Below are 25,875 nucleotides of genomic sequence, written 5' to 3'. Positions count from 1 at the left end.
ATGAGGAGATTATAAATTTTGATAAGTACTAATGCAGTGGGTATACCAGCCATGAGTCCGAGAACTGGATGGAAGGAGAGGGCTGTGGTATGAACCTGCAAAACATTGCGTGCGACAGCGACTATTCGCTCGAAAACTTTTAACCTGAGCCAGCCGACAGTAATGTATGGTGTAGGTCCGTCGACTTTACCACCAACTGATGAGTTTTGGCTTTCGCGTGTGGAGCATGTTGTCGTTTCTCGGTATTACCCGTGCGGTAATACCTAATCGGCCAGACTCCTTACACGTTATTTCCCCGTGATAGGAATAAATTCCCTCATTTGTAACCTGCTGAGGATCGCTCCCGTTAAGATTTGCCCCGACAGCGGCCATATCAAGAAACTCTTCCTGAGTGTCAATGGGACCAGAGACAATCTCCACACGAATATCTTCGGGCTTTATCGCTCCGAGGCGGACATGGAGGGTAATCGGAATTTTCTGTCCGACTCTGGCAGTTGGGCCGATCGCAGGGAAATCTATATCGGTGATTTCGATGGAGTTCCAGCTATGACTGACGCGATCAAACCATGAGGAAATTTCTTTTGTCATGGAAAATTCCTGTGCGGTTAACTTTTGTTCGGCGCGCAATGCAGGAATGTAAAAATGATTTGTATAATCCATTAGCATTCTCTGCGCTGAGAACCGCTGACCAGCCATGTGAATTGCTGCTTTCATCTTTGTCACCCAGCCTTTTGGGACATCGGAATCATTGCGGTTGTAGAACAACGGAATTATTTCACGCTCAAGAGTATTATAGAGCGATTCAGAGTCAAGGTTGTCTTGCACGTCGAGATTGTCATATTCTTCGCCATTTCCGATTTTGAAGCCAGTTTGTTCGCTATAGCCTTCAACCCACCAGCCGTCCAGAATTGAAAGATTCAGACCGCCATTGAGTGCGGCTTTCATTCCGGAGGTGCCCGAGGCTTCCTGCGGGCGGCGAGGATTGTTTAGCCAGACATCGGCTCCCTGCACAAGGTATCGCGCGATATTGATGTCGTAATCTTCAAGGAAAATTACCCGCTGACGAAATCTCGGGTCGCTCGAATTGTCTATGACTTCTTTAATGATTTCTTTTCCCGGGTTGTCAAGCGGGTGCGCTTTTCCGGAGATAATTACCTGTACCGGCAATTCTTCGTTGTTGAGTATGGCATTCAAACGCTCGAGATTGTGAAATATAAGATCGCCTCGTTTGTAGGTGGAGAATCTGCGGGCAAAGCCTATCGTTAAGGCATGCGGGTCAAGCAGTTGATCGGCCTGTTCGAGGTCGGCGTATGATGCGCCGCGTCTCACAAGCTGCTTTTTCAGAAGTTTCCTTGCAAAGAAGACAAGCCGCTCGCGGCGTCTGTTATGAACTCGCCACAATTCGATATCAGGAATCCTGTGGGCTTTTTCCCAGATTTCAGGCGCGCCTGGTCTTTCGGTGAATTTGGGACCAAAATACGATTCAAAAAGCTCATTCATATCATGGGAAATCCACGACGATGGATGCACACCGTTTGTAATAGACTTTATCGGAATTTCCTCGCGGGGCAAATCGGGCCAAATATTGTGCCACATCTTTCGGGAGACCTGACCGTGAAGTTCCGAAACGCCATTACAGAAAGCGGAAAATTTTAGAGCAGCGACGGTCATCCCGAAATGCTCGGACTCATCTTCTGGGTTCACCCGGCCAATTGATAAAAATTCTTGCCAACTGATTCCAAGTTGTTTAACTGTCTCACTGAGATATCTGTTTATCAATACCGGATCGAATTTCTCGTTACCAGCAGGGACAGGAGTGTGAGTCGTAAAAATGGACGTCGACCACACGAAGTGGCTTGCCTCTTTGAACGAAAGCTTGCGGCTCTCCATGAGTCCGCGTATCCGCTCAAGGGTCAGGAACCACGAGTGTCCTTCGTTTGAGTGGTATATTGAAGGGGAGATATCTAAGGCCCGCAGAGCCTTGATTCCGCCTATACCGAGGACAATCTCCTGACGAATGCGAAGGTCTTTATCGCCGCCATAGAGTACCGAGGTGATATCGCGCGCACGGGCTGAATTTTCCTGTAGGTTTGTATCGAGGAGGTAGAGCGGCATTAGCCCGACTACAACTTTCCATATTTGCACTTGTACCGGCATGCCGTCCAACGTTAGTCCAATCCGGATTGGAGTTCCGTCCGGACCTTCGACCAACTTTACGGGCATGTGATACCAGTCATTTTTCTCATATCGTTCAAGCTGCCAGCCGTCGTTGGAGAGTGACTGCCTGAAGTAACCGTCACGATACAGTAGCCCGATGGCTACCATCGGAAGACCTAAGTCCGAGGCTGATTTCAGGGTATCGCCCGAGAGTACACCCAGGCCGCCTGAATAAACCGGCAAGCCAGTATCAAGACCGTATTCTAATGAAAAATAGGCGATTGTTTGTTTTTCGAAATCGCCGTATTTGAAGTGAAACCATTTCTTACGGCTAAGATAATCCTGGTACTTCTCGTAAACCTTGTCGAGGCTTGAAAGGAAGCCGTCGTCGTTGGCAGCTTTTTCAAGCTTATGTTGGGCAAGTCGTGCCAGCATTTCAACAGGATTCTGGTTGCAGCGCTCCCACATCTCGGCATCGAGGCGAATGAACAGGCGCACGATATCCCAATTCCATGAATACCAAAGGTTGTGAGCCATTTCCTGAAGAGGAGCAAGTCGAGGGGGAAGGTCGGGGAAGACCAGAAGTTGTTTGATATGTCTTACGCGCATGTCTAAAAGCCAGTCTTTCTTAGTAAATCCGTTCACATAATTGTACCATTACATAGTACATAAGTATCGGAAGATCTGTCAATTACTTTGCAGGCACCCGCCGATTCTCTTTTACGATGGAAAATATCGCACGCTCCGACACAATTTGCAAGTAAAGTGATGAGCCGCGGCGTAAAAGAAAAAGATTTTATTTTATGAGATTATCGTGTACGTTAACATACTAGATGATCTCACTTTCATTTCATGGAGCTGCCGGGACCGTAACCGGCTCAAAGTATTTGCTCAAAGCAAATGACAAAAGCATTCTTATTGATTGTGGGTTATTTCAAGGCTCCCGTGAACTGAAAGAAAGAAATTGGTCCAAACCGGCCTTCAATCCGACAGATGTTGCCGCAATAATAATCACTCATGGCCATATAGATCATATCGGTTATCTGCCCCGTTTAGTCAGTCTCGGTTTTAATGGGAAGATTTTTGCTACTCCACCGACTGTCGATATATCAGCAGTGTCGCTTCTTGACACGGCAAAGATTCAGGAAGAAGATGCCGAGTATCGCAACCGCAAGAAACTCACACGTCATGCCCCGGCTTTGCCGCTGTTTACCGTTGACGATGTCGAACAAGTAGGCAAACTTATGTCGCCAGTCCAATTTGGTTCATGGACGCACATCGGCAAAGAATTTAAATTTCGCTATCATGTGGCCGGACATCTCCTCGGTGCAGCAGGTGTGGAAATTGAAGTGAATGATGGGAATAAAACAATTACGCTTTTGTTCTCGGGCGATGTCGGCCGTTATGGCAATCTTCTAACTATCGACCCCAGCGAGCCGCCGCAATGCAATTATCTTATATGTGAATCCACATACGGCGGACAGATGCATCCGGTAGAAGATCCGCATACTATTCTGGCTGATCTAATTAACGACGTTATTCGCCGCAGCAGCATACTGCTGATTCCAGCCTTCGCGATTGGAAGAACACAGCAGATAGTATATCTCGTCAACGATCTCATAATCCATGGCCGGATACCGCCGATTGATATTCATGTTGACTCGCCAATGGCAATAACTGCTACGGACATTTACACGAAATATTCGAGTTATCATCGCCTCGAGGCTGGTTTACCTTGTGGTCTGAAGGGAATAATTGAGGGCGACCATGTGAAACTTCACCGTACAAAAAAATCCTCAAAAAGTCTCAATGACCTGGCCGGTCCAGCAATAATTATCTCGTCGAGCGGAATGATGACCGGAGGACGCATCATGCACCATCTGCTGAATAGGCTCGGAAACCCGTCGACCACAATTGCTGTTGTCGGGTTTATGCCAGAAGGAACTTTGGGAAGAAAGTTGCTTGATGGCGAAAAGCTTGTTTATATTCACAAAACGCCAATAGATGTACAGGCAAAGATTGTAAAAATATCGAGTTTATCAGGACACGCCGACTACCAAGAGTTGCTTCATTGGGTTGAGCCCATGACAACTGCGCCGCGAACAGTGTTTCTTACTCACGGCGAACCGCCGATGGCCGCCGCGATGGCAGATCATCTCAGTTCAGTGCGGGGTTGGAATACCCTAGTGCCGGTTATGGATCAAGTTGTGGAATTAAACTGAAGGAATACCTTTTGAAAGTAGACAAAGAATTAGAAGCCAAAAAGCGCAGAATGATTGGCAAATTGACGAGATCCAAGGCATATCGTGTCGCCTATGAAGACCTTGAATTTCTCGGCTCAGCCTATGCAAGACCGACTCGACTTCAGCTGGAACTGTTAAAGCCCGAAGTCATTTTCCGCGAATTGGGCATTGAATCGACCATTGTTGTCTTTGGAGGAACCCGTATCCTCGAACCGGCGCATGCAAAAGAACGGGTAGAAGAACTGGAACGAGCCATCAAAAAGCATCCCCAAGACGCCCAGTGTAAAAAGCAGCTTGCAGTTGCAAAATCAATCGTCGCTAAATCCGGCTACTATGATGAAGCTCGGAGATTTGCGCAACTTGTGGCCACTGAGACAGCCTTACCCGACCAGCATGAATTTGTTATTGTGACTGGAGGCGGCCCTGGTATAATGGAAGCGGCCAATCGTGGGGCCTACGATGTCGGCGCGAAGTCAATCGGTCTGAACATAACGCTCCCCCTGGAGCAGGAGCCAAACGCCTATATTTCTCCCGAACTCTGTTTACAGTTCCATTATTTTGCCATTCGTAAAATGCACTTTCTCCTGCGGTCAAAAGCGCTTGTCGCCTTTCCGGGCGGTTACGGAACACTTGATGAGCTGTTTGAAGCGCTGACACTTGTGCAGACCGGGAAAGTTCTTCCGCTGCCGATTGTCCTTTTTGGCGAGAAGTACTGGCGCGGATTGATTAATTTTCAGCACTTGGTAGACGAGGGGACAATCGCCGAAGCCGATCTTAATCTTTTTGTCTATGCCGACAAAGCAGAAGTAGCATGGGAATACATCAAGAAATTTCACCGGGTGGCCAGCGAAAAGGAGAAGGTCAAGATGGCGATTGAGCATGCCAAGCTCACCAAGAAATCGCAGAAGAAGCCCGGAACTTGACAATGACTGACTTTTCTATTTGCGGAGGAAACCGCGCTCTTTAAGATAGCCGAGCATATGCCCCCGAAGCGTTCCTTGGTCGGTGGTCGCCATACGGCGTGCCGAGTGCTCTGACCAAGAATACAGGTCATCGAAATCTTTGTAGTTGTCGCGATTTACTTCGCGCCCTTTTAAGTATCCCAGTTCGTGGATTGTTTTATCATACTCCATTACCACTGATTCAAATTGTTCGGACGAATATGTCTCGCGGTGGTATATTCCATCCATTGGCAAGCGTGGCTTCGCTTTCGGTGTCTTGGGAGGATAACCCAATGACATCCCCATGACAGGATAGACAAGCTCAGGTAGATTGACCAGCCTTCCGACTTCGACTGGGTTGTTGCGGATCCCGCCCACCATGACACCGCCGAGACCCAATGCCTGTGCCGCAACTAAAGCCCTGTCAGCGGCAAGGGCGGCATCGACTGTGGCGACAATGAACACCTCGGTGTATTCGCCATGAAATGGGTACTCGCGTGTCTTGTTAAGGAGACTTAACCGGTACAGGTCAGCGCAAAAAATGAGGAAGAGAGACGATTCCGCAACATGACTCTGCCCTCCGGTTAATTTGGCCAGCTCATCCTTTGTGGACTGGTTGCGAATACCTATTATGGAGTACGCTTGGAGATTTGACGATGTGGCCGACCTCTGGGCTGTCTCTATTATAATTCGTTCTTGTTCATTTGTAATCTGTTCGCCAGTAAACTGACGTACCGAGGCGTGGCTTTGAAGTAGTCTCAAGAGTTCGTTCATGTATCCCTCATAAAAAACAAGTACACAAAAAAAGACCGGACTGAAAATCAGTCCGGTCTAAATATAACAATGCGACAGGCAGGGTCAACACCCGCATGCAGTACTTCTAATTCGATCCGTACTCGCGGCTTGCCTGCTGAGCGGCGTTTATCTGTCTGACTACTTCTTTGAAGTGAGCCTGTGACATGCCATCGACCGCCGTTGAGCCGGCAGAGCGGGTGGCTGAGGCCTTTATGGCATCGAGGTCATTTCCTGCAAGGGTGCGGGCATCTGAAGGATATTGAGCCGGAGTGCTCAAGTAAATGCCGATAAGCTGATTGAGATTGCTCAACTGGAGCTGGCGGCGGAAGGAATTCACATTTCTATTATTCTCCGCCTCGCTCCAGATTGCTTTGCGCACGTCGCTGAACATTTCATACATCGTGTACATATCATCACCTGATTTGACCCTCTCGGTATTGTTGAGCAGTCGGCCAAGTGTTAAAGGATGGTACAGTTTATTGAGCGCGCTGTTCTGGACACTGAGTACCTGCTGGTGGAGCGGATAGTCGACTTGTTGAACAGAGAAGGCGGAGAATGAGAAGTCCTGGAACTGTTCGGGTTGCAGCTTATTAAGTAAATAGTTCGAGAGATTAAAGGCATCGGCAGCGAAAATCTTATCTCTCAAAAATGCCATGGCGCGCCGCTGTTCTTTTGCGGGTATAGGTGTGAATGGTAGTTCGCCGTCCTTATCGCCGACATGCATTCTGCTATGGCGAATACCGCCGACAAATTTAGGAACAACAGCGGCTGCATATAGATAGGGTGACCAGCCGTTCTGGAAGGCAAAGAGGATATCCTGGTAACGTTTGCCCGGCTGTTCGAACTTCTTAATGGCATCGGTCCAAATCGTCTGGGTAATGGCGACACTTCGCTCAAAATAATCAATCGGGTCAGAGCCGATATCCCAGATATTGCAATAGGGGTCGATTCCTTTGGCCGACAGACCAAAGGCGTCTTCGTCGGTGCCATACACATTTCCAGCCTCTGAAGCGCGATTGGCAATTTCTTTCAGTTTGTCAGTTTCATCCTGAGGCGTTTTTGAACCAAGATCGGAATATGAATATGCAATAATCCAGTCATCATAGGGACCAGCGGCATAGGTGTAAAAGTCGCCTTGCTTAGTACCTACTCCTGCGATATTCGGAGCCGGATAGTCCATCACAGTGCCGAGCTGGCCGTGCACTGAACTGAAAGCCGGGTCATTGATCTGATCGAAAGTATAAATACTTGATGACTCAAAGTTATGCCTGAAGCCAAGAGTATGGCCAACCTCGTGCGAAACCACGAAAGTCAGGAAGGATTTGACATAGGCGTCAGAGAGAGAATCCTTGTCGGTCTTCTCATCGGTAGTTGCAATAAGATATGCCAAACCATGAGAGGCGACAAACGCTCCTTCGGAACCGGCAGCACAGCGATGGCCAAGGTCGTTGATGTGGGCTTTGATGGCGCTCGCCAAATCAATGGCCGGCTCTTCGAGCGACACGCCATCGTAGGATAACGGTTTGACCCGTCGAGCAGCCCCGAGCATTGCATTTCTGACAAAATCAGAATTCAAGTTGATATCGGCGTCGAATATCTCGCCGGTCATCGGATTTGCTCGGCTGGGCCCAATGGCCGCATACGGGCTGTTCTTGGTAATTGACCAGCGAACTACGCTATAGCGGATATCAGCTGGATCCCAGGTGGCGGTATCGGGCATGACTTTGGCCACGATGGCGTTACGGAAGCCGATTTTTTCAAAGGATTGATTCCAGTATTCAATACCTCGAGCAATGGCGTCGCGATACTCAACCGGCGTTGTATTTTCAATCCAGTAGACGATCTGGTTGACCGGCTCAGAGATACGAGCTTCGGGATTCTTTTTCTTGAGATTCCATCGATTGATATAGCGAACATAGGGTGTTTCCGTTTCGATTTTGGAATAGTCCTGAATGAGGGTCATGAAATGTCCCACACGGTCATCGGCCAACCTTGGTACATAGTCAGTCTTAAGTATTTCGCTGAGCGAATAGTTGTATGTATGGAAAAAGCTGTATGGATTCTGTAGCGCATCGCCGCCTTGAGGACGCGACGTCTTAAAGTGAAGTTTCACTCCGATTTCCGTGTTTTTTGGAAACGACCTCACACCGGTAAAATAACTATTCTTCTGGTCAAATGAAATTCCCGTCTGTCCGGCAGAACCAAGAAAGAAATTAATGTTCTCGGCATCACGAACAAAAAGCGGGGAAGGGTCAATCAGAATCGCATTGGTAGAATCCTGCGGAAGGGATTTAACAGTTGTTGAGGCAACCAAGGCATCCGAGATGCCCGATTGGAGCGCACGTTTCATCGATGACGTGCTATCGGCGCTAAAGCGGACATTCTTTTCGAGGAGCATAACAGATTTTCCGACTCTTTTAAAAAAGAATGGAAAAGTCTGATTCATTAGACTTCCTTCGGCAAATTCGCCGTCGCCACCGGTTCTTGTCTCACCGCAGAGGAATACCTTGTCAAATTGATCCGGATTAATAGCCATGAGCATTGAGTTGTCTGTGCTGTCATAGTAGAAAGTGAATAATCCATTTATGGCCACTTTGTCCTTGATCATCTCTGAAAATGGTTTTTCGTCTTCCTTTTTCGCGGGTCCCTTTGACGAGGTCTTTGATTTTCCCTGGCGCTTAATCTGGGAATGGTCGGTGAAGGCGCCAGCCGAAGGCGCCGAAGCAGCCATAAGCGCCGTCACACTCAGTATGACAATTAAGTGTTTTAAAGACATATACTTTCCTCGTGTATTGCTATTGTTCTCATTCTGTGTTGCGGGAAGAGACTGGGTTACCATTGTGAGTAACTCCTTTTGGTCTCCTGTGCGGCCTGAATTTGACGATTGACTTCTTTGCAGTGAGCCTGAGAGATTCCGTCGAGCGCAGACGAGCCAGCGGCCAGGCGTGCGGACGCGGCGATAATCTCAAGGTCATTCGATGCGAGACTTCGGGCATCGTAGGGATACTGACCTATGGGACTCAGGTAAATTGTGATTATGTCATTTAGCTGTGAGAGCTGGAGCTGACGTCGATAGGAATTAATCGACCGCGGGGAATCAAGTTCGCTCCATATTGATTTTCTCACTTGGGTAAACATGTCAAAGATAGTGTACTTGTCCTGACCTTCGGCAAAACGCTCGATATTATTGACGAGCCGTCCGAGCACATGGGGGCTGTAGAGCCGGTCAAGCGCGGTATTTTGAATACTCAAGACTTGCTGGTGCAGGGGATAGTCAATCGAGGCCGCAGTAAACGCGGAGCCCTCGAAATCAAGAAATTGCTCAGGCTGTAATTTATTCGCGAGGTCTGCCGGAAAATCGAAAGCATCCGCAGCCCAGATATTTTTACTCAGGAATTCGACTGCTCTGCGCTGGTCAGCCGCGGAAACCGGGGTAAATGGAAGGTTTGCGTTTTTATCTCCGATATGGCTCTTGTTGTGATAGAGACCGCCAACATATTTCGGAGCGACAAGAGCCCCCTCACGAAATCCGCGCCAGCCCGACTGAAACGCCGCCAGTACTTTCTGGTATCTATCGCCGGCTTTTTCAACTGAATTGACACCTTTTGTCCAGAGCGCTTTGGTTAAGGCAATTTTTCTCTCGCTATATGCAAGAGGATCACTTCCCATTTCATGCTGGTTTACCAGAGGATCAACCGATTTAATATTCCAGCCGAAACCGTCTTCGTCCGTTGAATAGACAAGCAGTGGATCTCCTGAACGCGAAGCAATCTCTTTTAGTTTTACAACTTCCTCCTGCGGAGTTTTTGCGCCAAAGTCAGAATAGCCATATTCTACAACCCATTTGTCATATGGGCCGGGTACTGATGCATAGAATTCACCTTGTGGCGTTCCGGGAAGAGCGAGGTTGGGGCCGTTGTAATCCATGACCGAGCCGCCCATGCTGTGTTTGCGGGTAAAGTCACGGTCCGCAAGCTGGTCAAGCGTATAAATGGTGGAAGCTTTAAAATTATGTCTGAAACCGAGTGTGTGTCCGATTTCATGGGCTACAACTTCGACGGTGTAAGCATGGACATACTCTTTGGTCAACGAGTCTCGTGAAAGTGGATCGGCCATCATGGCAAGATTGCCGAGTACAAATGCGGCATCAGATAGCGATTCTTCGCCGCGCAAACAGGTCATTCCTTTCACCGAGTGCTGATGATTGTCAACTTTGTTAAACGACTCGTCTTCAGAAGGCGAGCCATCAAAAGTCGATGAAGGTTTGATATAACTGGCCATGGTGGTGTACATGAACCGAAGCCAGTCGGCCGACATGCGGATATCGGCATCGTAGATTTGACCGGTGTACGGATTTGATCGGCTTGGGCCGACAGCATAGGCGGCCCCGGGCTGGATCATCCAGCGCACAACACTATAACGGACATCGGCAGGGTCCCAGTCGGCATCGTCCGGCATCTGTTTAGCAACAACCGCTCCGCGGATGCCTATTTTTTCGAAAGCCGGATTCCAGAACTCTATGGCTTCAGCGAATGCATCGCGATATTCTTTGGGAACCGTATTCTCAATCCAGAATACTATAGGCTCGACCGGTTCAGACATTGATGCCGTCGGGTCTTTTTTCTTGAGATTCCAGCGATTGATATACCGCACATAAGGCGTTTCCGATTCTATACCGCTATAGTCCTGATACACATCCATGAAATATCCTATACGGTCATCTCCGAGTCTGGGGACATAATCAGTTTTGGGGAGGGATGATATGGAATAGTGATAGCCATGAAAAAAGCTATATGGATTCTGCATGGTGGCTCCGCCTTGCGGGCGCGGAGTCTTATAATGAAGCTTTACCGAAATCTCTGAATTTTCCGGAAATGATTTCACGGTTTCAAAATAGCTGTTCTTTTGATCAAACGAGATCCCGGGACCTGTCGGACCATTGAGAAAGAAGCCAGCATTGGCCGGATCTTGGAGGAACAGGGTGGAAGGATCAACAAGTACCGCCTTCGTTGAGTCTTCCGGCAGTGACATGACTGTTGCGGAACCAACCAAGTGATCGGAAATCGCTGTTGGTATCGCCGCCTTCATTGTCGAAGCGCTGTCGGCTCGCACTCTAAGATTTTTTTCGAGGAACATTATTGATTTGCCTACTCGCTTGAGATAGACAGGATAGGTGTTGCCCATACTCGAGTTATCAAAAAATGCGCCCTCAGCCGATGTGCGTGTTTCACCGCAGAGGTAAACGGGACCGAGTTGGTCGGGTTTGACTGCCATAAGTACGCTGTTGTCTACTGTGTCAACATAGAAGGTAAATAGCCCAGCTACTTTGACCCGAGTTTTTACCAGTTCGGCAAATGGTTTCTCATCACCCTTTTTTGCCGCACCGGCTGTGGAAGGCCTTTCTTTTGTCCGGACTGACTGGGCATGATTTGAACCTGCGTGCGCCAAACCCGTGAGACCAAAAATCAGCAGAAAACAAACGCTTGCCGCCAATTTCATACTCCTGTGTGTCATTCAGTTCTCCTTGGTATTAATTCAATCGAGGAATTTATCTTTTCGAAATGTACTAGAAATAACATGTTTGCAAAAGTCCACATTACCTGTCTTGTGTGACGAAAGAAAAACAGCAACCTGCCAGGGATCAGTTGGTCAAATGACAGATTTGAGAGGCTTGAGCGGTTATTTGGACTAATGACGGTTACGTCTCACTCTAAACTAAACATTCATCATTGTGCATTCTTCTCATTGTCTCACAACAAAGTACTGACAATATTACGACTGTCAACCCCATATTGTTCAATTTATTAAAACAATGAGAGGATTATGTTTTGAAGGTGCGCTAAATTGGCCGGTATCTGGGAGAAAAGTGACTCTCATTCAGCGCTTTTCGAGCGAAGCGGAACGAAGCGAACATCATACAGAACCCGGGTCGAAATACCAGATTCCCCTTTTTCAAGAAGAATGAGCTCCTGTTTCCCATCTTCATCCGACACCAGTGGAATAAGCATTCGGCCATTACTCCCAAGCTGATTTGTCAGCGCCGATGGAACAGTTTTTGAAGCCGCGGCCACCGTTATCGCGTCGAATGGGGCCTTATCAGGCCACCCTTCGTTGCCATCTCTCAGTTGAGTAAACACATTTGTATATCCAAGCTGGCGTAAGAGTCTGCTTGCATCACTAAAGAGTTCCGGAATAATCTCAACTGTATAGACTTCGCGTGCTATCTCTGCCAGAACTGCTGTCTGGTAACCACAGCCCGTGCCAATTTCAAGAACCCTGCTACGATGCGTTAATTTCAAATGCTCGGTCATGGAGGCGACGATAAAGGGCTGTGAAATGGTTTGAGCGTGACCAATTGCGACAGGATAATCGGCATAGGCTTCGCCTCGGTTATCATTCGGGACAAAGAGATGGCGGGGCACCGTTCGCATCGCCGCCAGAACATCTGGATCTTGAACGCCACGGGATATTATTTGATTTTCGATCATTTTCATCCGGCGCGCGAAATATTCTGATTCAGATAATGTCAAATTGTGCTCGGTCATCTCATTTCCTCATCGCTATTTTAATTATACAATGAAATTAGCTATTCCGTAAATCAGGTAAAAAAAGACCGGCATTAGCCGGTCTTTTGTATCTTATAACTGGGATACGCCTGCTCTAATCGCAGCAAAGCGGTTGAAGACTGATGAAAAGGAAGTCGATGAGGACCGTTAAATCTGAAATGTCAATGATATCATCGCACTCGACGGCTCCCGAACCAAATGGATCCGGTGCTGGGCCGCCAAGGAAAAGGTATTCAATCATGTAGGTAAGGTCGGCAATATCCGGAGGTGAGTTGCTTCCATCCACATCACCGCAGATAAAGCTTCTGAAAAGAAATGACGATGCCGGGCTGTAATTTGAAGCGAAGCCCGCCGAATCAAGTCCTTTCACACGCCAGTAATATGTCTGGGACTGAATCAACTGAGATGTCGGGAATACGAAGCTGTCGGCATATACAAATCCGCTGAACGTATTGAAATCGATGAAATTCGCTAATTTTGAAATGTGCAGATAGTAATATTCTTTAGATGTGGCAACACCGTCATCCGGAGTGCCACTCCAATCAAAAGTGATGCTGTCCGTTCCGATGGTCGCTGTATGAGCTGGTAATGACAGCGTCGGAATAACAGGCACTTCACTGTCAAGCAGGAAGGTTGACGCAGCCGAGAAAGCAGATTGATTTCCTGCAAGGTCCACCCGTTTAACACGCCAGTACCATAGTCCCTGACCAAGCGAATTCACAAGTTGGGAAGTAGACGTAACCGGCTCAATGGTGGTCACACCAGCATCAAATACTGGACTCTGAGAAAGCTCTATTTTAAAATGCTCAGGCGTTATTAGCGGCGGCGGAGTGCCTGTAGCCGTCGTAAACGACAAGTTGACAGTCGAAGTCGAGATGACCGCGCCAGATGGCGGCGAGACCGTATTTGCTGAAAGAGGCGATACGTTATCAATATGCAGAGACCGCGGTACAGCCTGAAGTGAGGATGAGTCAGGGCCGACAAATGTCCTCACACCCCAAAAGTAATGTCCGTCGGACAGCGAATCGACCGAGGGCATTGAGAAATTTGTTGTCGCAAGTCCGGTGTATGTCCTGACGGTATTGTTAAAGAGATTATCGGTTGCAACGTAGAGGGAGTAATTATCTCCGGCAGCACTCCACGCAAAGGATTGGACACCATTTTTCGTGTAGATAGTAGAATCAGGCGATTCAAGCACAGGAGGGAAGACCGGATTTGTAACCACCAGTGAGAAACTTGCGCTATCGGCGGCAGAATTATCAGAAGATGTTGCGATAATAGTAATTTGGTTACTGCTTAGATGCGAGACCTCGGGCGGTACTTGGGCTGTAAAACTCACAATAGAATCAGCGTTAATTCCAAGCTGGATAATTCGCGAAGGTGGCGCAAAACTCCATCCGGCGATGACGGATGGAGTGACAGTGATATTATCCGAGGAGTTCGATATGTTTTGCAATTTTATTGTAAACGGGAAGCTCGAAGGCGAAGTCGTAGTATCTTCGGCTGGCTCCTCTGAAAGCAGAAGTGAATAGACTGCATTTGCAGAAACCAGTGTCTGGCGCTGAGCCTGTACCAGAGTATCGCTGAGACTATTTGCCCGGCAAGTCACTGTTGATCCGGTTCCTGCCAAGGTCCCGGGCGGGATATTAATAAGTTGTCCAAACAACGAAGAATCAAAAGGCGACAGCAAAATAACAGAGTCAACAACTGCCGCAGACCAGTTTAGGTTATCGCTAATACGCACTCGAACAGAGTCCGGCGATGCCCCAATATTTTTCACCCAGAATTGCGCTGTGCCGGTGGCTCCCGGATTGGCTGAGAGGTCGCCAGCATCAAAAACTTCAACAGCACTCAAGCTCCCGGGAGTGTGAATGCTGTCAGGTGTAAAGATTAGCGAGTACTTTTGCGGGCCGGTGGGAATATTAAAGCCGTCAATTTTGGCCTTCCACAGTCCGGGGGCGGGGTTATTGATTTCGACAGTTTCGACGTTATTTGTCCGGTCTATGCCGCGGGTGGCGGCGGTGGAGGGGATTGCCGGATTTAGAATCCATGACTGCGTGGCAGCATTCGATGGACTCAATAAGGTCAGGTCTAAGTCATTGATTAGATTTTTGCCGGCGAATCCCGAGCCACCCGGATCGTCCCAGACAATGGTAACTTTGAGTTTCGCAGTTCCTGATGGCACAGTTAGGTCGTAGAGGTTTGTGACGCCTGTAGATATTTGTCCTTCAACATACGAAGGGCTTCCGATGCCGATCTTGTTAACAGCCTTGACGCCGTCAACTTTTCCATGTCCGTTCTGAAAATCCGGCCCGACTGAACCAAGATCGATAGCGGTGTTAATGAGGATTCCCTTGATGGTAGAGGGCAATATGGTACCGCTTCCGATCTTTATATTCCACTGCTCTTTCATCAAGGCCAGCATTCCAGCGACGGCAGGGGCAGACATCGAAGTCCCGCAGAGAGTGGCGTAGCCGTTTCCCAAGCTTGTGCTGGTAACGCCGCCATCGCCATTGCTTTGACAGCCCGGACCAACCACATCCGGTTTAATACGGCCATCGTCACAAGGCCCCCACGATGAAAAACTGGTCATACTGCTACTGTTGGAGTTGATGGCCCCGACTGTGATGAGATTTTTCCCGGTACCCGGAGGCGAAACAGTATTGTACGTCCATCCGATCGAACCGCAATACTGCGTTGAAGTGCCCCTCATGTTCCCTGCTGACCAGCAGATAGATATCGGAGCGCCGGATGAGCCTCTTACAATGTTATCGATAGTTGAGCTGACACTGAAGTAGTTTCCGAGTGTATTTTGACATGAGCTTTCTGTGGCGGGATCACTCACACCATAACCCCAGGAATTTGTGGATATCTCTGCTCCATTACTAAGAATAGCATCACTATACTCGTTGCTTGCCTCCGACGCAGAGTTCCACCAAAGCTGAGTGAGCATCTGCGCGCCGGGAGCTACTCCTTTATATGCCCCGCCAGATTGCTGACCGGAACCAAGCACTGTTCCAGCGACATGGGTGGCATGGGTGGCAAAGGCTGCACCGTCGGCGGATATGACCCGCCCGGCAAAATCAGCATGAGAAACATCGGCACGGCCGCCATCCCACTCGGCAAGCATGACTCCGGCGCCAGTCAAATTGTAAGGCGAAGCCTGGGTAACCGAAGCGCCAAGATTTGTTCGCACTCCGTCGTTGTGTTCCTGTGGTTCTGGCATAGCCGGCTCTATCCAAAGAACTTCATCAAGTTCAGATAATCTGTAGATGGCCTGCTCAGGGAGGACAAGTTCAATGACATTGGTGGAGCTTTCGACTCCGAGAATCTGCGCTCCGAACTCCTGCTCAAATTTTGCTGACCACTGTTGAAGATTTTGGTCGCGGTGAAGCACGATTGCGAATTGCAGCGAATCGCCGCCACGGCGGGCTTGTTGGGGAATTTGATTTTCCGAAATGAGCGGGGATATTTTTTGAATGGGTTGAATCTCGCCAATCCAGCGAATGTCGTTTGACTCAACGTCCCTTTGGCTTAGTGAACGAGTTAACACAGCGGTAAAGGCGAAATTAGGCACATAGTCAAGCAATACTATGCCTTGCGCTTCTAACTGAATTTTATCCTGTTCATCAAGGGCGCGTTCAAACTGGATGAGCAGATGCTTTCCGGAGGCCGAAGCCGCGATTGCCGAAGGTACAGTTTTGACAGGCTGGGGAGTGAACTCTCCCGTGGTTAGTTTCACCGCAAAATCAAGATCGGCTGAAAACGCAGAGTTCATGATCAGCAGAGATGCCGCAGAAAGAGAGACAAAACGTTTGAAAGAGTGCCAAATGTAGGTCATTCAAATAATTCCAATTCCGTGAGGAGAAGTTAATCTGCAATACCGCAGTACAAAATGCAGGGATTCAACACCGCAATATAAGCTTTAGACCGAGGGAAGTCAATACGAAACCCTTTTGCAGCACAGAGTTTCGCAGTTTGAGACTTCGTACAGGACTCACTCAAAACTCTCATCTTAATCCGTCGCAGAAACTGCTTGTGTTACCATTATCGGTTTAATAATCTAAGTGTAAAGGAGTAAAAGATGGCAAAACGATACTGGCTTTTTAAGTCCGAACCCGACTGTTTTTCGATTGACCACCTCAAGGCAGCCGATAACTCGACTGCGTCATGGGACGGGGTACGCAATTATCAGGCGCGAAATATGCTCAGAGACGAAATCTCGGTCAATGATGAGGTATTTTTCTACTACAGCAGTTCTGATCCGCTGGGAATATCCGGAGTCTGTTCTGTGTCAAAAGGCGGATATCCTGACCATACTGGCTGGGATATTAATGGACAGCATTATGACCCTAAAGCCTCGCCTGACAATCCAATCTGGTATATGGTCGATGTTTCGTTTGTCAAAAAATTCCCACGAGTAATTTCACTCGCCGAACTGAAAGGAATGCCCGGGCTGGAAGACATGGTTGTGACTCAGCGCGGAAGTCGGCTCTCGATTCAGCCTGTTCGGCCTGAGGAATGGGAAATTATTTTGCAGTATGCAAAGAAGCTCAAATAAACAGAAAGCTATTTGATGAGGGAGAGTTTTCGGACGGCGACTTCTTTGCCTGCTATCAGGCGATACATATAAACTCCAGATGCGGCTGAATGGCCTAAATCGGTGTCTCCATTCCATTTGATCGAATGATTTCCTGCTCCAAGTAGAGTTGCCGAGAGCAATGTTTTTGTTCTTTGTCCGAGCAGATTATAGACAACCAAGTAGACCTGCGAGACTTTAGACAGCGAAAAGTTAATTGTCGTGCTTGGATTGAATGGATTGGGGTAGTTCTGTGCCAGAGAGAAACTGAAGGGAAGGGGCTGCGTGTCATGCGGACTGTCTGTAGCAGCATCGACAGTGATGTTTTGTGAAAAAGCCGAACTGTTACCTTCTGAATCAGTGGTAAAAGCCGTGAGAAGATCACCTATATTAAGAAGGGCTCCATAAGTTTGGTCTATTGAAAAAGTGAAACTGCCGTTGCCATTCAATATGAGTGTCCCGCCAATCTCGATTTCGCCTTCGCCCGAATCCGAGGGATCAGGGGCCGCCTTGTACAGAGTAATAGTTCCCGATGACGATAATCCCTCTCCGGTGACTGTCGAATCAGAAGCTGACAATATAACCGGTGGAAGAAGATTTCTCTGCGCACCGCCACGCAGTACAATCCCAAGGCTATCATTATTGAGAAAGCTCGTGTTTATTACGGGATTGGCGAGCGTCTCGACATCGCTGAAATAGATTCCAAAGCCATCATTATTCGCAATTAGGTTTTTGTAGCCATTTATGGCTCCAATTTGGTTATGCTTCGCTCCGCCAAAGACCCCGATGCCGTGGCCCCGATTCGGCAGTTGGCCTGACCCGTTTGCCGTGGTGCCTATACGATTGCCGGTAATTTGATTGTAATCTGTTCCTAAACCTTCAATGTGAATTCCCCTGCCCAAACCGTTTGTATAGCTGTCGGCCCCGTTTCCGGAGATAAGATTTCCAGCCTCGGCAGTAGCCCCACCGATAATATTGTACGATGCGCCATTGCCAATAATGATTCCCGCGCTCCCATTTCTAAGTGCGCGAGTCCCGCTCAAATCAGTGCCGATATAATTTCCTGCGATATGGTTATCGGTGGTTCCTTCGTCATAAAGAATGACTCCCGCGCCATAAGGATACTGATCGGCTCGATTGCCTGAGATGAGGTTTCCGTGAGCAAGTGTCTCCCCTCCGATGCGGTTGGAACTTGCCTCGCCGCGAATCATTACACCTGTGCCATTCAAGAGCGAGGAATTTCCGCTGATATTGACGCCAATAAAATTGCCCTCGACAATATTTTCTCGGGCATGCTTCTCAATCACCAGTCCGATTCTATTATTGCCTGAGATGACATTTATATCCCGGATGCCAAGACCGCCAATTTGATGTAATCTCGCACCGTCGGTTATGACAACTCCGTCACCGTCGACTGTGCCATTCGTCATTGGCCCAACCCCCCTGTACTCGGTACCTACAAGATTGTTTTGAACAACATTCTTCTGTGTGGTCACCCCTGAAATATAAATGCCATTTCTGTCATTGCCTGAAATGACATTGCGGGCAGGCGAATAACTGTCTCCGATGAAATTCTGTGAAGCGCCGTCAGTAACGACTATCCCGTTCCCTCCATTGCCGCGGGGGAGACGTCCTGTTCTGTCGAGGCCGATATAATTGCCAAAGATATAATTTCCAGTGGTATTGACATCACGCAGGAGTACTCCATCACCTTCGTTTCCTGAGATGACATTACGATTAGCAATACTATCTCCTCCAATCGTGTTCGCTTTCGCTCCATCGGAAAGTAAGATTCCTCCGAGAGTGTTTCCGAGAGCAGTGATTCCAGTTATTGAGGTTCCGATATAGTTGCCGCTTATTTGGTTGTTTAAGGCGCCGGTTGAAATTGCAATTCCATACTTACTGTTACCTGAGATGATATTCCGTTTGGCATCACCGTCACCCCCGACAAAGTTATTATGCGCGCCTGACTCGAGCGACACCCCTATTTTATTTGGGCGCTTGGAAAGTCCTGAGTGGTCGACGCCAATATGACAATTAATTATTGCATTATAAGCCGCTTGAGTGCCAGAAATTGTAATCGCGGCTGTCTTTTCGAGGTCGAGACCATTGTCAGTGAAAACAGTCGTGGAGTTGATTCCGGTATCACCGAGAATGTTAAAGGAGCTTGATATATTAATAGCGTTGCCGCGTGAGCGACGAAACGTAAGATTTGAGATTCTGTTACTATCGGATTCCAACGATAGCGTGTGAGACGCATAAGGATTGCCGAGACCGTCAATTATTGGCTGCCCGCTTTCGCCCATGAGAATGAGCCTGTTGCCAGTGACCCTCAGCGGACCAAAGTAGAGTCGCACAACCGTAATCGTCTGGGAGATAATGATGGTGTCACTGTCAGGAAGCGCGTTGGTCTCCTCGATTGCCTGTCGAAGGCTGCATCCAAGCGAGTCGCCGCAGAGGGCATCGCCGACAACCACCTCGTGTCTCTCGAGGTTGTTTGTCACATAGAATGTTTTAGAGAAGACACGTGAAGTCTGCAGTGAAACTACAAGGACTGCAAGCAAAAGGATTGTGAGGTTACGATGCGACAAAACAGTTGTCCAATCTGGTTCTTTATGAGCGTAAACGCGCTTAACGTATCAAAAGCATCTTGCGTGATTCATGCAGATTTCCAACGGTGAGTCTATAGAAATACAGGCCGCTTGCAACATGCTCTCCACTGTCTGAGCGGCCATCCCATGTTGCAGAGTTGCTGCCGGCTGGCCGCTGTTCGTCTACCAGTGTCGCTACTGTCTGACCCAGTATATTTAAGACAAAAAGTCGGACTGCTGATGTATGCGAAAGGCTAAAGGATATGGTAGTGGTAGGATTAAACGGATTCGGGAAGTTTTGAAGAAGAACTGGTGAAGATTCTCCGCTATCTTCGACCGGGACCTGTGCGCCGTTCGCATTTAGCAAAAATATATTGATAGCCCGTCCGTCGGATACCGCGACCCGCCCTGATCCGGCCGCGATCATACTTCCCCCCCGTCCACCAAAATCGATCAACACCGGGTTTCCTCCGCTTATATCAAACATTCCGATGCCTGACGCGCCTACTGTGAAAAGCGTGTCTGAGGTGACTGCGGAACTGACTATATCAAAGGGGAGCAAGAGCGTTGAGTCGACTCTTGCCTGCGACGGTAATGTAAGATCAAAACGAAGTATGGTTGATCCCCCGAGAGCGAACAATCTCTCAGCCGTAGAATCGCCGGCATTGACGGGATTCTTAATAACAATGAGATCAGTTGCCATTTGGGAGAGGAGAATGCGCGAACGGAACTCTGTCTTCAGATCGCTGAGAAGCCGGTAGACCCACAATTCTTTTTTGGACGTGGAAACCACAAGCAAGGAATCGACAAGTTCAACATCGAGCACTCTTCCGATGAATGTAACTCTTTTCCTGAGAACGGGTGCGAGGGTATCTTGGAGTGAGAAGATATTTACCGAAGCCTGGCCTATCGTGACCAACGCCTGCATGGTGTCATTATCGAGAGGGAGGTACTTTACTCGGGCAATGTCTACAGAATCTGCCGGAAACTGCGTGACGATGGGAAACGTACCGCTGGCAACACGGTATCCTAATATTGACTCAAGTTGAGGATAAAGAACAAGGACAGTGTCCCCGACTGACTCGATGTCTTTGATGTGATTTATTCCGTCATTTAAGACCGTGTCTCGATTTGCCTTTCCGCTTGTGGAAAAACGATAGACTTCCAGTGGATTTGCAGTGCCTCCGGTGTAAAGGTAGTCACCATCGATAACAATATCATTGATTGGACCGGTGCGACGATAGTGACGAAGAGGCGAATCAGTCAGCCTCCAGGTGTCCAGGCTGTGTGAAATAATCCCTCCACCTGCAGAAGGAAAGTAAACACGAGTGTCCTGAAATGTGACATTATCGGTGAATAGCGTAAAGCCGTTAAGTCGTGAGTCAAAAGATTCCTCGAAAACTATCACACTCGGCACAAAGACATTTAATTGAATTGGAGTTGCAAGAGGTTGGCCTCGCGGCAGAGCAAGCGCGTACTGATTTGACAGCATCAGCTGGTCAACTGAATGTGTGAGAGTAACAGTACTTCGAATTTGGGGATCATTGTTGGTGTATGTGCACTTGAGGACAGAATTTGCGAGAGTCCCGACGATTATGTATTCGGCGTTCGCCGCAAATGTGGAAACTTGAAACGGCACGAAGAGATAATCTAAAAAATCCCCAAATCCCGATCCGGCGATATCATACAAAAGTATACCATTGTAATCATCGAGGGCAAAGAGCGTTTCGCCTACTCGTTCAAGCTGCGTGTAATGGATTCCAAGCATGCTTGAGTCGAGAAACTGAGGATTGGCTATGTCATCGACTGAATATCTCCATAATCCTTCGAATCCGTGCGCGAGATAGAGGTCTCTGCCGTGTAAGAGGTAATCTTCGAACGGCTCATCGACATCGACTTCGCCAATCAAATAAATCTCCGGCAGATTGGAGACGTCAATAAAATAGAGAATATCAATTGAGCTTCGGAGCACAAGAATACTCCCGTCCAACTTGGCTTCGATCGGTTCTGAGGAAAGAAAGAGATGTCTGATCGCAAAAAACTCCGGGCTGTAGTCCCGTTCTATCATCACTGAGATTCCGTCACGAGAGGTAGCCAGTGCGAAAGTCGTTAAGCCCCTCTTGATGATCGTGACAGAATTGAAATGATTCCACAGCAGTGTCTGATCAGGAGTGGTGGGAATATCAGCGAACAATGGTTGACCTAAGGCAAGGCCAAAGAGAAAGGTTAAAAGTACATTTCTCATTTGACAAACACCATCTTCCTTGATGCAGTGAAATCACCTGCGCTTAGTGTGTAGAAATAGAAACCTGAGCTATACGCAGATGCATCAAAGGGTACCGAGTACCTTCCGGCGGTCAATTGCTTATCGATTAAAATCGTTACCTGCTGGCCGAGTACGTTGAATATCTCAAGTGTTACATTAGACTTTGTAGGCAGATCAAAGACGATACTTGTGGTCGGATTAAATGGATTTGGATAATTCTGCCACAATTCAAATTTCTTCGGCAGAAGCGGATTGGGCTCTTCTACATCTGTGACAACCTGTCCTGCGGGAATGAAACCGCTGTTCCGATTGTCTGCGAACAGCCTGCCGCTGTTTTTTCCATCCCGGGAGGAAGCATCAAAATCCCAGATATAAATTGCGCCCGTTTCGCTGACAAGAACAAGTTCCACAAGGCCATCATTATCAATATCATCGACAAGCGGCGCGAAGATTGTAGAAAAGACCTGCAGAGGCGGGGCGGGTGTGCTAACAGGCCATCCCGCAATTGGTGAAATTGTGAAATCAAGAATATGTACTTTTTCTGTACCAGTACCCGGGAAAATATAACCGGATCGTATCACAATTTCCGGATGGCTGTCTCCGGTAAGATCGGCAACTATCGGAGTGCCGAACGTAAGAGGCAGTCTGTAGGCTTCTCCGTATGGCCGCCCTTCGCGTTCAATATACGGTGTTCCATCGGACTTAAATATATACAGCGCGCCGACGTCGAGTTCAAAAAACGTAAGGATAATCTCCGGCCTGCCATCCAAATCCAAATCGGCCGCTGTGGGAAAACTACCGCGCCATCCTGCCACCTGTGGAAGAATAATCGGCCAGCCAGGCAGGTTAGTCACTCCGTGCGTTTTAGCATAGACAATGCGATTTCCAAATGAATCGACGCCACAGCTGACAATATCAGGCAGGTTATCGCCATTGATATCTGTCATTACCGTTCCATAACAAATATTCATCTCGATAACCTGCGGTAGCGGTCGGTCAAATGCCGGCTGGCCTGTTCGTCCCTCAAAGACTGCAACTCCCGCTAAAGGGCCATTTGTCGAGTAAGTAGCGATGACTTCGTTATGACCGTCGCCATCCAGATCCGCAGCGCTTACAGAATTCCCACCATAGATATAGGATAATGACTGTTCGGAATTGAATGACGCAAACCATCCATCGAGAGAATAGAAATACGGGTCGCCGTTGAATTCATACGCAAGTATCTGTCCTGAGCCATTTATTGTGATTATTGCCGAATCCTCAAATGTCCCAAGTCTTGCTATTGACGGGTGCGGAAAGCCATAGGATGTTAGGCCGGTCGCGCATGGTTGTGGCCAGCCTGAAGTCATAGAACCATCCATCTCAAAGCTGAGTATCCCGTCCTCGTTGAGGCAGATAATTTCCTGACTCCCATCGCGATCAATATCGTAAATGGCTGGAATCGAGCGCATATCATTATTAGGCATCACGGGAAATCCGGGCAGGAGTTGTCCGTCAAAGCGAAAGGCAAAGAGTCCATTTGTTGCGCCGACGATGATCTCCTTGTACTGATCACCATCAAGGTCCGCGCTCACCGCGCTCAGTGCCCCATGCCCAGTAATCTGTTGCGGCCATCCCGCCGCAAAGGCCGAGGTGATAACTATCCGAACGCTATCACGAACAAGCAGGGATTGGTAGTATCCGTGCAAATGAACGGTATAGGTATCGGCCGGAACTCCAGACACGTCCCATGTGTAGATGAGCGAATTAAAATATTCGCGGGTAGAGCTAAAAATGGCGGTTCGAGAAACTGTTGGCGATGAGTAAAATAGTTGAACCGAGTCGTAATCTCTTCCAAATGCTGAGCCGATTATCGGAATCGAATATTTATATTCATTCCCCGTGACTGGCGACTCAATTCGCAGGTGGGAGCTATTGACGTAAGTAAATCTCGTAATCTTTGATCCGCCAACATCATTTGAGAGACGGAGGTGCATGATTCCGCTCAAAGAAGTATCATTGAGGAAAAAGAGCGTTGAATTCGTCGGAAAGTTTGAGCCTTGCGCCATAAGCTGCCAATTGAATGCGGTGTCGTCAAGAGCATATTCTAATTTCCAACCCCCTGTATAATCTGCAAACTGAGACCCTTTTATATAGAGACTATCTGTATATCTAACGTTTGAAATCGGTTGTGTGAGGAAGATACCGCCGCTCGTAATGAGTTCAAGGGCGTTGTCTACATTCAACATGCCGTAACCGGATACCGTGTCCGGTCCAGGATAGAATTTGCTGGTGTTGTGGGGGTCGACCATATCAGTGGCTCCGAGTCTGAGGATCGTCTCGAGTTCATTGAGCGTAAGGTCAGGCCGAATTGAAAGTAGCAGGGCAGCCGCGCCTGCGACAAGAGGCGCGGCCATTGATGTTCCATCGGCGAGATAATAAAGCGAGTCTGGCCCAATTATGTGAACACCTGATTCATTGATAGCTGAGTAGAGGTCCGTTCCGGAGGCGCGAAGCGATAAAATGTCCTGACCGGGAGCGACTAAATCAATTATCGCGCCCCACGTCGAAAATGTCGTCATGTAGCCGTTTGATGCGAGCGCTCCAACCGCAAAGGCAGAATCGAAGGCAGCCGGGTAGAATCGTTGATTGGAGCCGCTGTTACCAGCGGCAATGACCACAAAAACGCCGTTCTGCCGCGCGATGGAAACTGCTTCGCGGAGAATGAGCGACTCGTAGGGGGTTCCCCAACTCAGATTGATGACCTGAGCGCCGGCATTGACGGCGTACATAATTCCTGCCGCCCCTACCGCATTTGTGGCGTTGGGACGAATCTTGACAGTCATAATTTGCGCAGTAGGCGCAACACCTATAATTCCAGTGCTATCACCACGTGCGGCAATAATACCGGCAATATAGGTCCCATGCCCCACGATGTCGCTAGGGTTATTGTCACCAGTGATCTTGCCGAAGGTCTGGATGTCTCCTGACACGTCGTATCCAAGTGTGTCATCTATAAATCCATTGTGGTCATCGTCAACGCCATTGTATGGGATCTCATCGGGATTTTTCCACATCTGTCCCTGAAGTTCCGGGTGGAGTAGGTCGGTCCCGGAATCAATAATAGCCACCACCACTTTGGTGTTTTCTGCGGGAGGAGTCTGGTACAAGGATTCTTTGCGGACATCAATTCCGGCCAATCCTGATTTCAGCACGACTTGGTCATTGAAGTCTCCCGCCAGTCGATTTATTCCCATGTATGTCTGACCAGAGTTGTGCAAATACCATTGCTCTCCAAATAGCGGTTCGGTCGGATAATCAAAAAACTCTATTGTTCGATCCTGCTCGACAAATTCGATATTGGCGCTGCCCAAAATTGAGACAACACCAGTTTTAGTCAACGTCGAATCATCAGTCTCGAGGAGCAGATATCTGTTCCATGCATCGCGACCTTTAATGGTGTTTTTGATATTGAGCCGTGATATTGAATTCAGCGCCTGGCCAGTGGAAAGGGCGCTTCGGATTCTTCCGATGGACGCTTCTGATTTTACCTTAACAATAAACCGTCCCGGAATTATCGCAGAAGCTGAAGTAACAGAAGCAACAATACTGAGAATGGTTGCGCCTAACAAAATTTGAACGGCAGAACTGTTGAATGCGTGTCTGGCCACGGTTCTTAATGTCACTACAACCTCATAGTTACGACGGTTTATCTGAAGTGAGAGATGCTACTAAATGACGTAACAGTACCTGCGACT

12 protein-coding genes are annotated in these 25,875 nt (G+C 48.3%); 3 read left to right on the top strand and 9 right to left on the bottom strand.

Annotated elements, in window-relative coordinates:
* Window positions 1–186: 186 nt before the first annotated feature.
* Window positions 187–2,766, bottom strand: a complete 2,580-nt coding sequence (gene glgP / locus SGI97_01820) for an alpha-glucan family phosphorylase (protein MDZ4722634.1) — start codon at window positions 2,764–2,766, stop codon at window positions 187–189.
* 224 nt (window positions 2,767–2,990) lie between these two features.
* On the opposite strand from glgP, the gene SGI97_01815 reads away from it, so the two are divergent.
* Together SGI97_01815 and SGI97_01810 are read left to right on the top strand one after the other, a co-directional pair.
* A complete protein-coding gene (locus SGI97_01815; protein MDZ4722633.1) occupies window positions 2,991–4,379 on the top strand; it encodes an MBL fold metallo-hydrolase in 1,389 nt (462 codons plus the stop codon).
* An 11-nt stretch (window positions 4,380–4,390) separates the two neighbouring features.
* Window positions 4,391–5,323 carry a TIGR00730 family Rossman fold protein gene (locus tag SGI97_01810; GenBank protein ID MDZ4722632.1) on the top strand — a complete coding sequence of 311 codons (933 nt, stop codon included), beginning with the start codon at window positions 4,391–4,393 and terminating at the stop codon, window positions 5,321–5,323.
* Between the two features lie 15 nt (window positions 5,324–5,338).
* Here the strand turns inward: SGI97_01810 and SGI97_01805 are convergent, their stop codons facing one another.
* The 5 genes from SGI97_01805 to SGI97_01785 form a co-directional block, all read right to left on the bottom strand.
* Window positions 5,339–6,115: a nitroreductase family protein gene (locus tag SGI97_01805; GenBank protein MDZ4722631.1), complete on the bottom strand. Its 777-nt coding sequence runs from the start codon at window positions 6,113–6,115 to the stop codon at window positions 5,339–5,341.
* Window positions 6,116–6,221: 106 nt separating this feature from the next.
* On the bottom strand, window positions 6,222–8,912 hold the full coding sequence (locus SGI97_01800) for a zinc-dependent metalloprotease (GenBank protein MDZ4722630.1): 2,691 nt from the start codon (window positions 8,910–8,912) through the stop codon (window positions 6,222–6,224).
* A 56-nt stretch (window positions 8,913–8,968) separates the two neighbouring features.
* Window positions 8,969–11,650 carry a zinc-dependent metalloprotease gene (locus tag SGI97_01795; protein MDZ4722629.1) on the bottom strand — a complete coding sequence of 894 codons (2,682 nt, stop codon included), beginning with the start codon at window positions 11,648–11,650 and terminating at the stop codon, window positions 8,969–8,971.
* Between the two features lie 359 nt (window positions 11,651–12,009).
* A complete protein-coding gene (locus SGI97_01790; protein MDZ4722628.1) occupies window positions 12,010–12,681 on the bottom strand; it encodes a protein-L-isoaspartate(D-aspartate) O-methyltransferase in 672 nt (223 codons plus the stop codon).
* A 115-nt stretch (window positions 12,682–12,796) separates the two neighbouring features.
* Window positions 12,797–16,543 (bottom strand): S8 family serine peptidase, encoded by a 3,747-nt coding sequence (locus tag SGI97_01785; GenBank protein MDZ4722627.1) that lies wholly within the window; start codon window positions 16,541–16,543, stop codon window positions 12,797–12,799.
* Between the two features lie 243 nt (window positions 16,544–16,786).
* Here SGI97_01785 and SGI97_01780 point away from each other — a divergent pair, with 243 nt between their 5' ends.
* Window positions 16,787–17,263: an EVE domain-containing protein gene (locus tag SGI97_01780; GenBank protein MDZ4722626.1), complete on the top strand. Its 477-nt coding sequence runs from the start codon at window positions 16,787–16,789 to the stop codon at window positions 17,261–17,263.
* A gap of 8 nt (window positions 17,264–17,271) precedes the next feature.
* Here SGI97_01780 and SGI97_01775 read toward each other — a convergent pair whose 3' ends face one another.
* From SGI97_01775 to SGI97_01765, 3 genes are read right to left on the bottom strand one after another with little or no spacing between them, the layout of a single operon-like run.
* Entirely contained in the window at window positions 17,272–19,872 is a 2,601-nt protein-coding gene (locus tag SGI97_01775) for a T9SS type A sorting domain-containing protein (GenBank protein ID MDZ4722625.1), read from the bottom strand.
* Window positions 19,873–19,912: 40 nt separating this feature from the next.
* Entirely contained in the window at window positions 19,913–22,117 is a 2,205-nt protein-coding gene (locus SGI97_01770) for a FlgD immunoglobulin-like domain containing protein (GenBank protein ID MDZ4722624.1), read from the bottom strand.
* The gene (locus SGI97_01765; GenBank protein ID MDZ4722623.1) at window positions 22,114–25,803 is read right to left on the bottom strand and encodes a S8 family serine peptidase; all 3,690 of its coding nucleotides are present in this window, start codon (window positions 25,801–25,803) and stop codon (window positions 22,114–22,116) included. Before SGI97_01765 ends, SGI97_01770 begins: the two co-directional genes overlap by 4 nt.
* Window positions 25,804–25,875 lie beyond the last annotated feature (72 nt).

This window comes from Candidatus Zixiibacteriota bacterium, assembly GCA_034439475.1.
GTDB lineage: Bacteria > Zixibacteria > MSB-5A5 > GN15 > FEB-12 > JAWXAN01.
The sequence above is the reverse complement of the archived record's forward strand: the minus strand, read 5'-3'. Positions and strand labels throughout refer to the sequence as shown.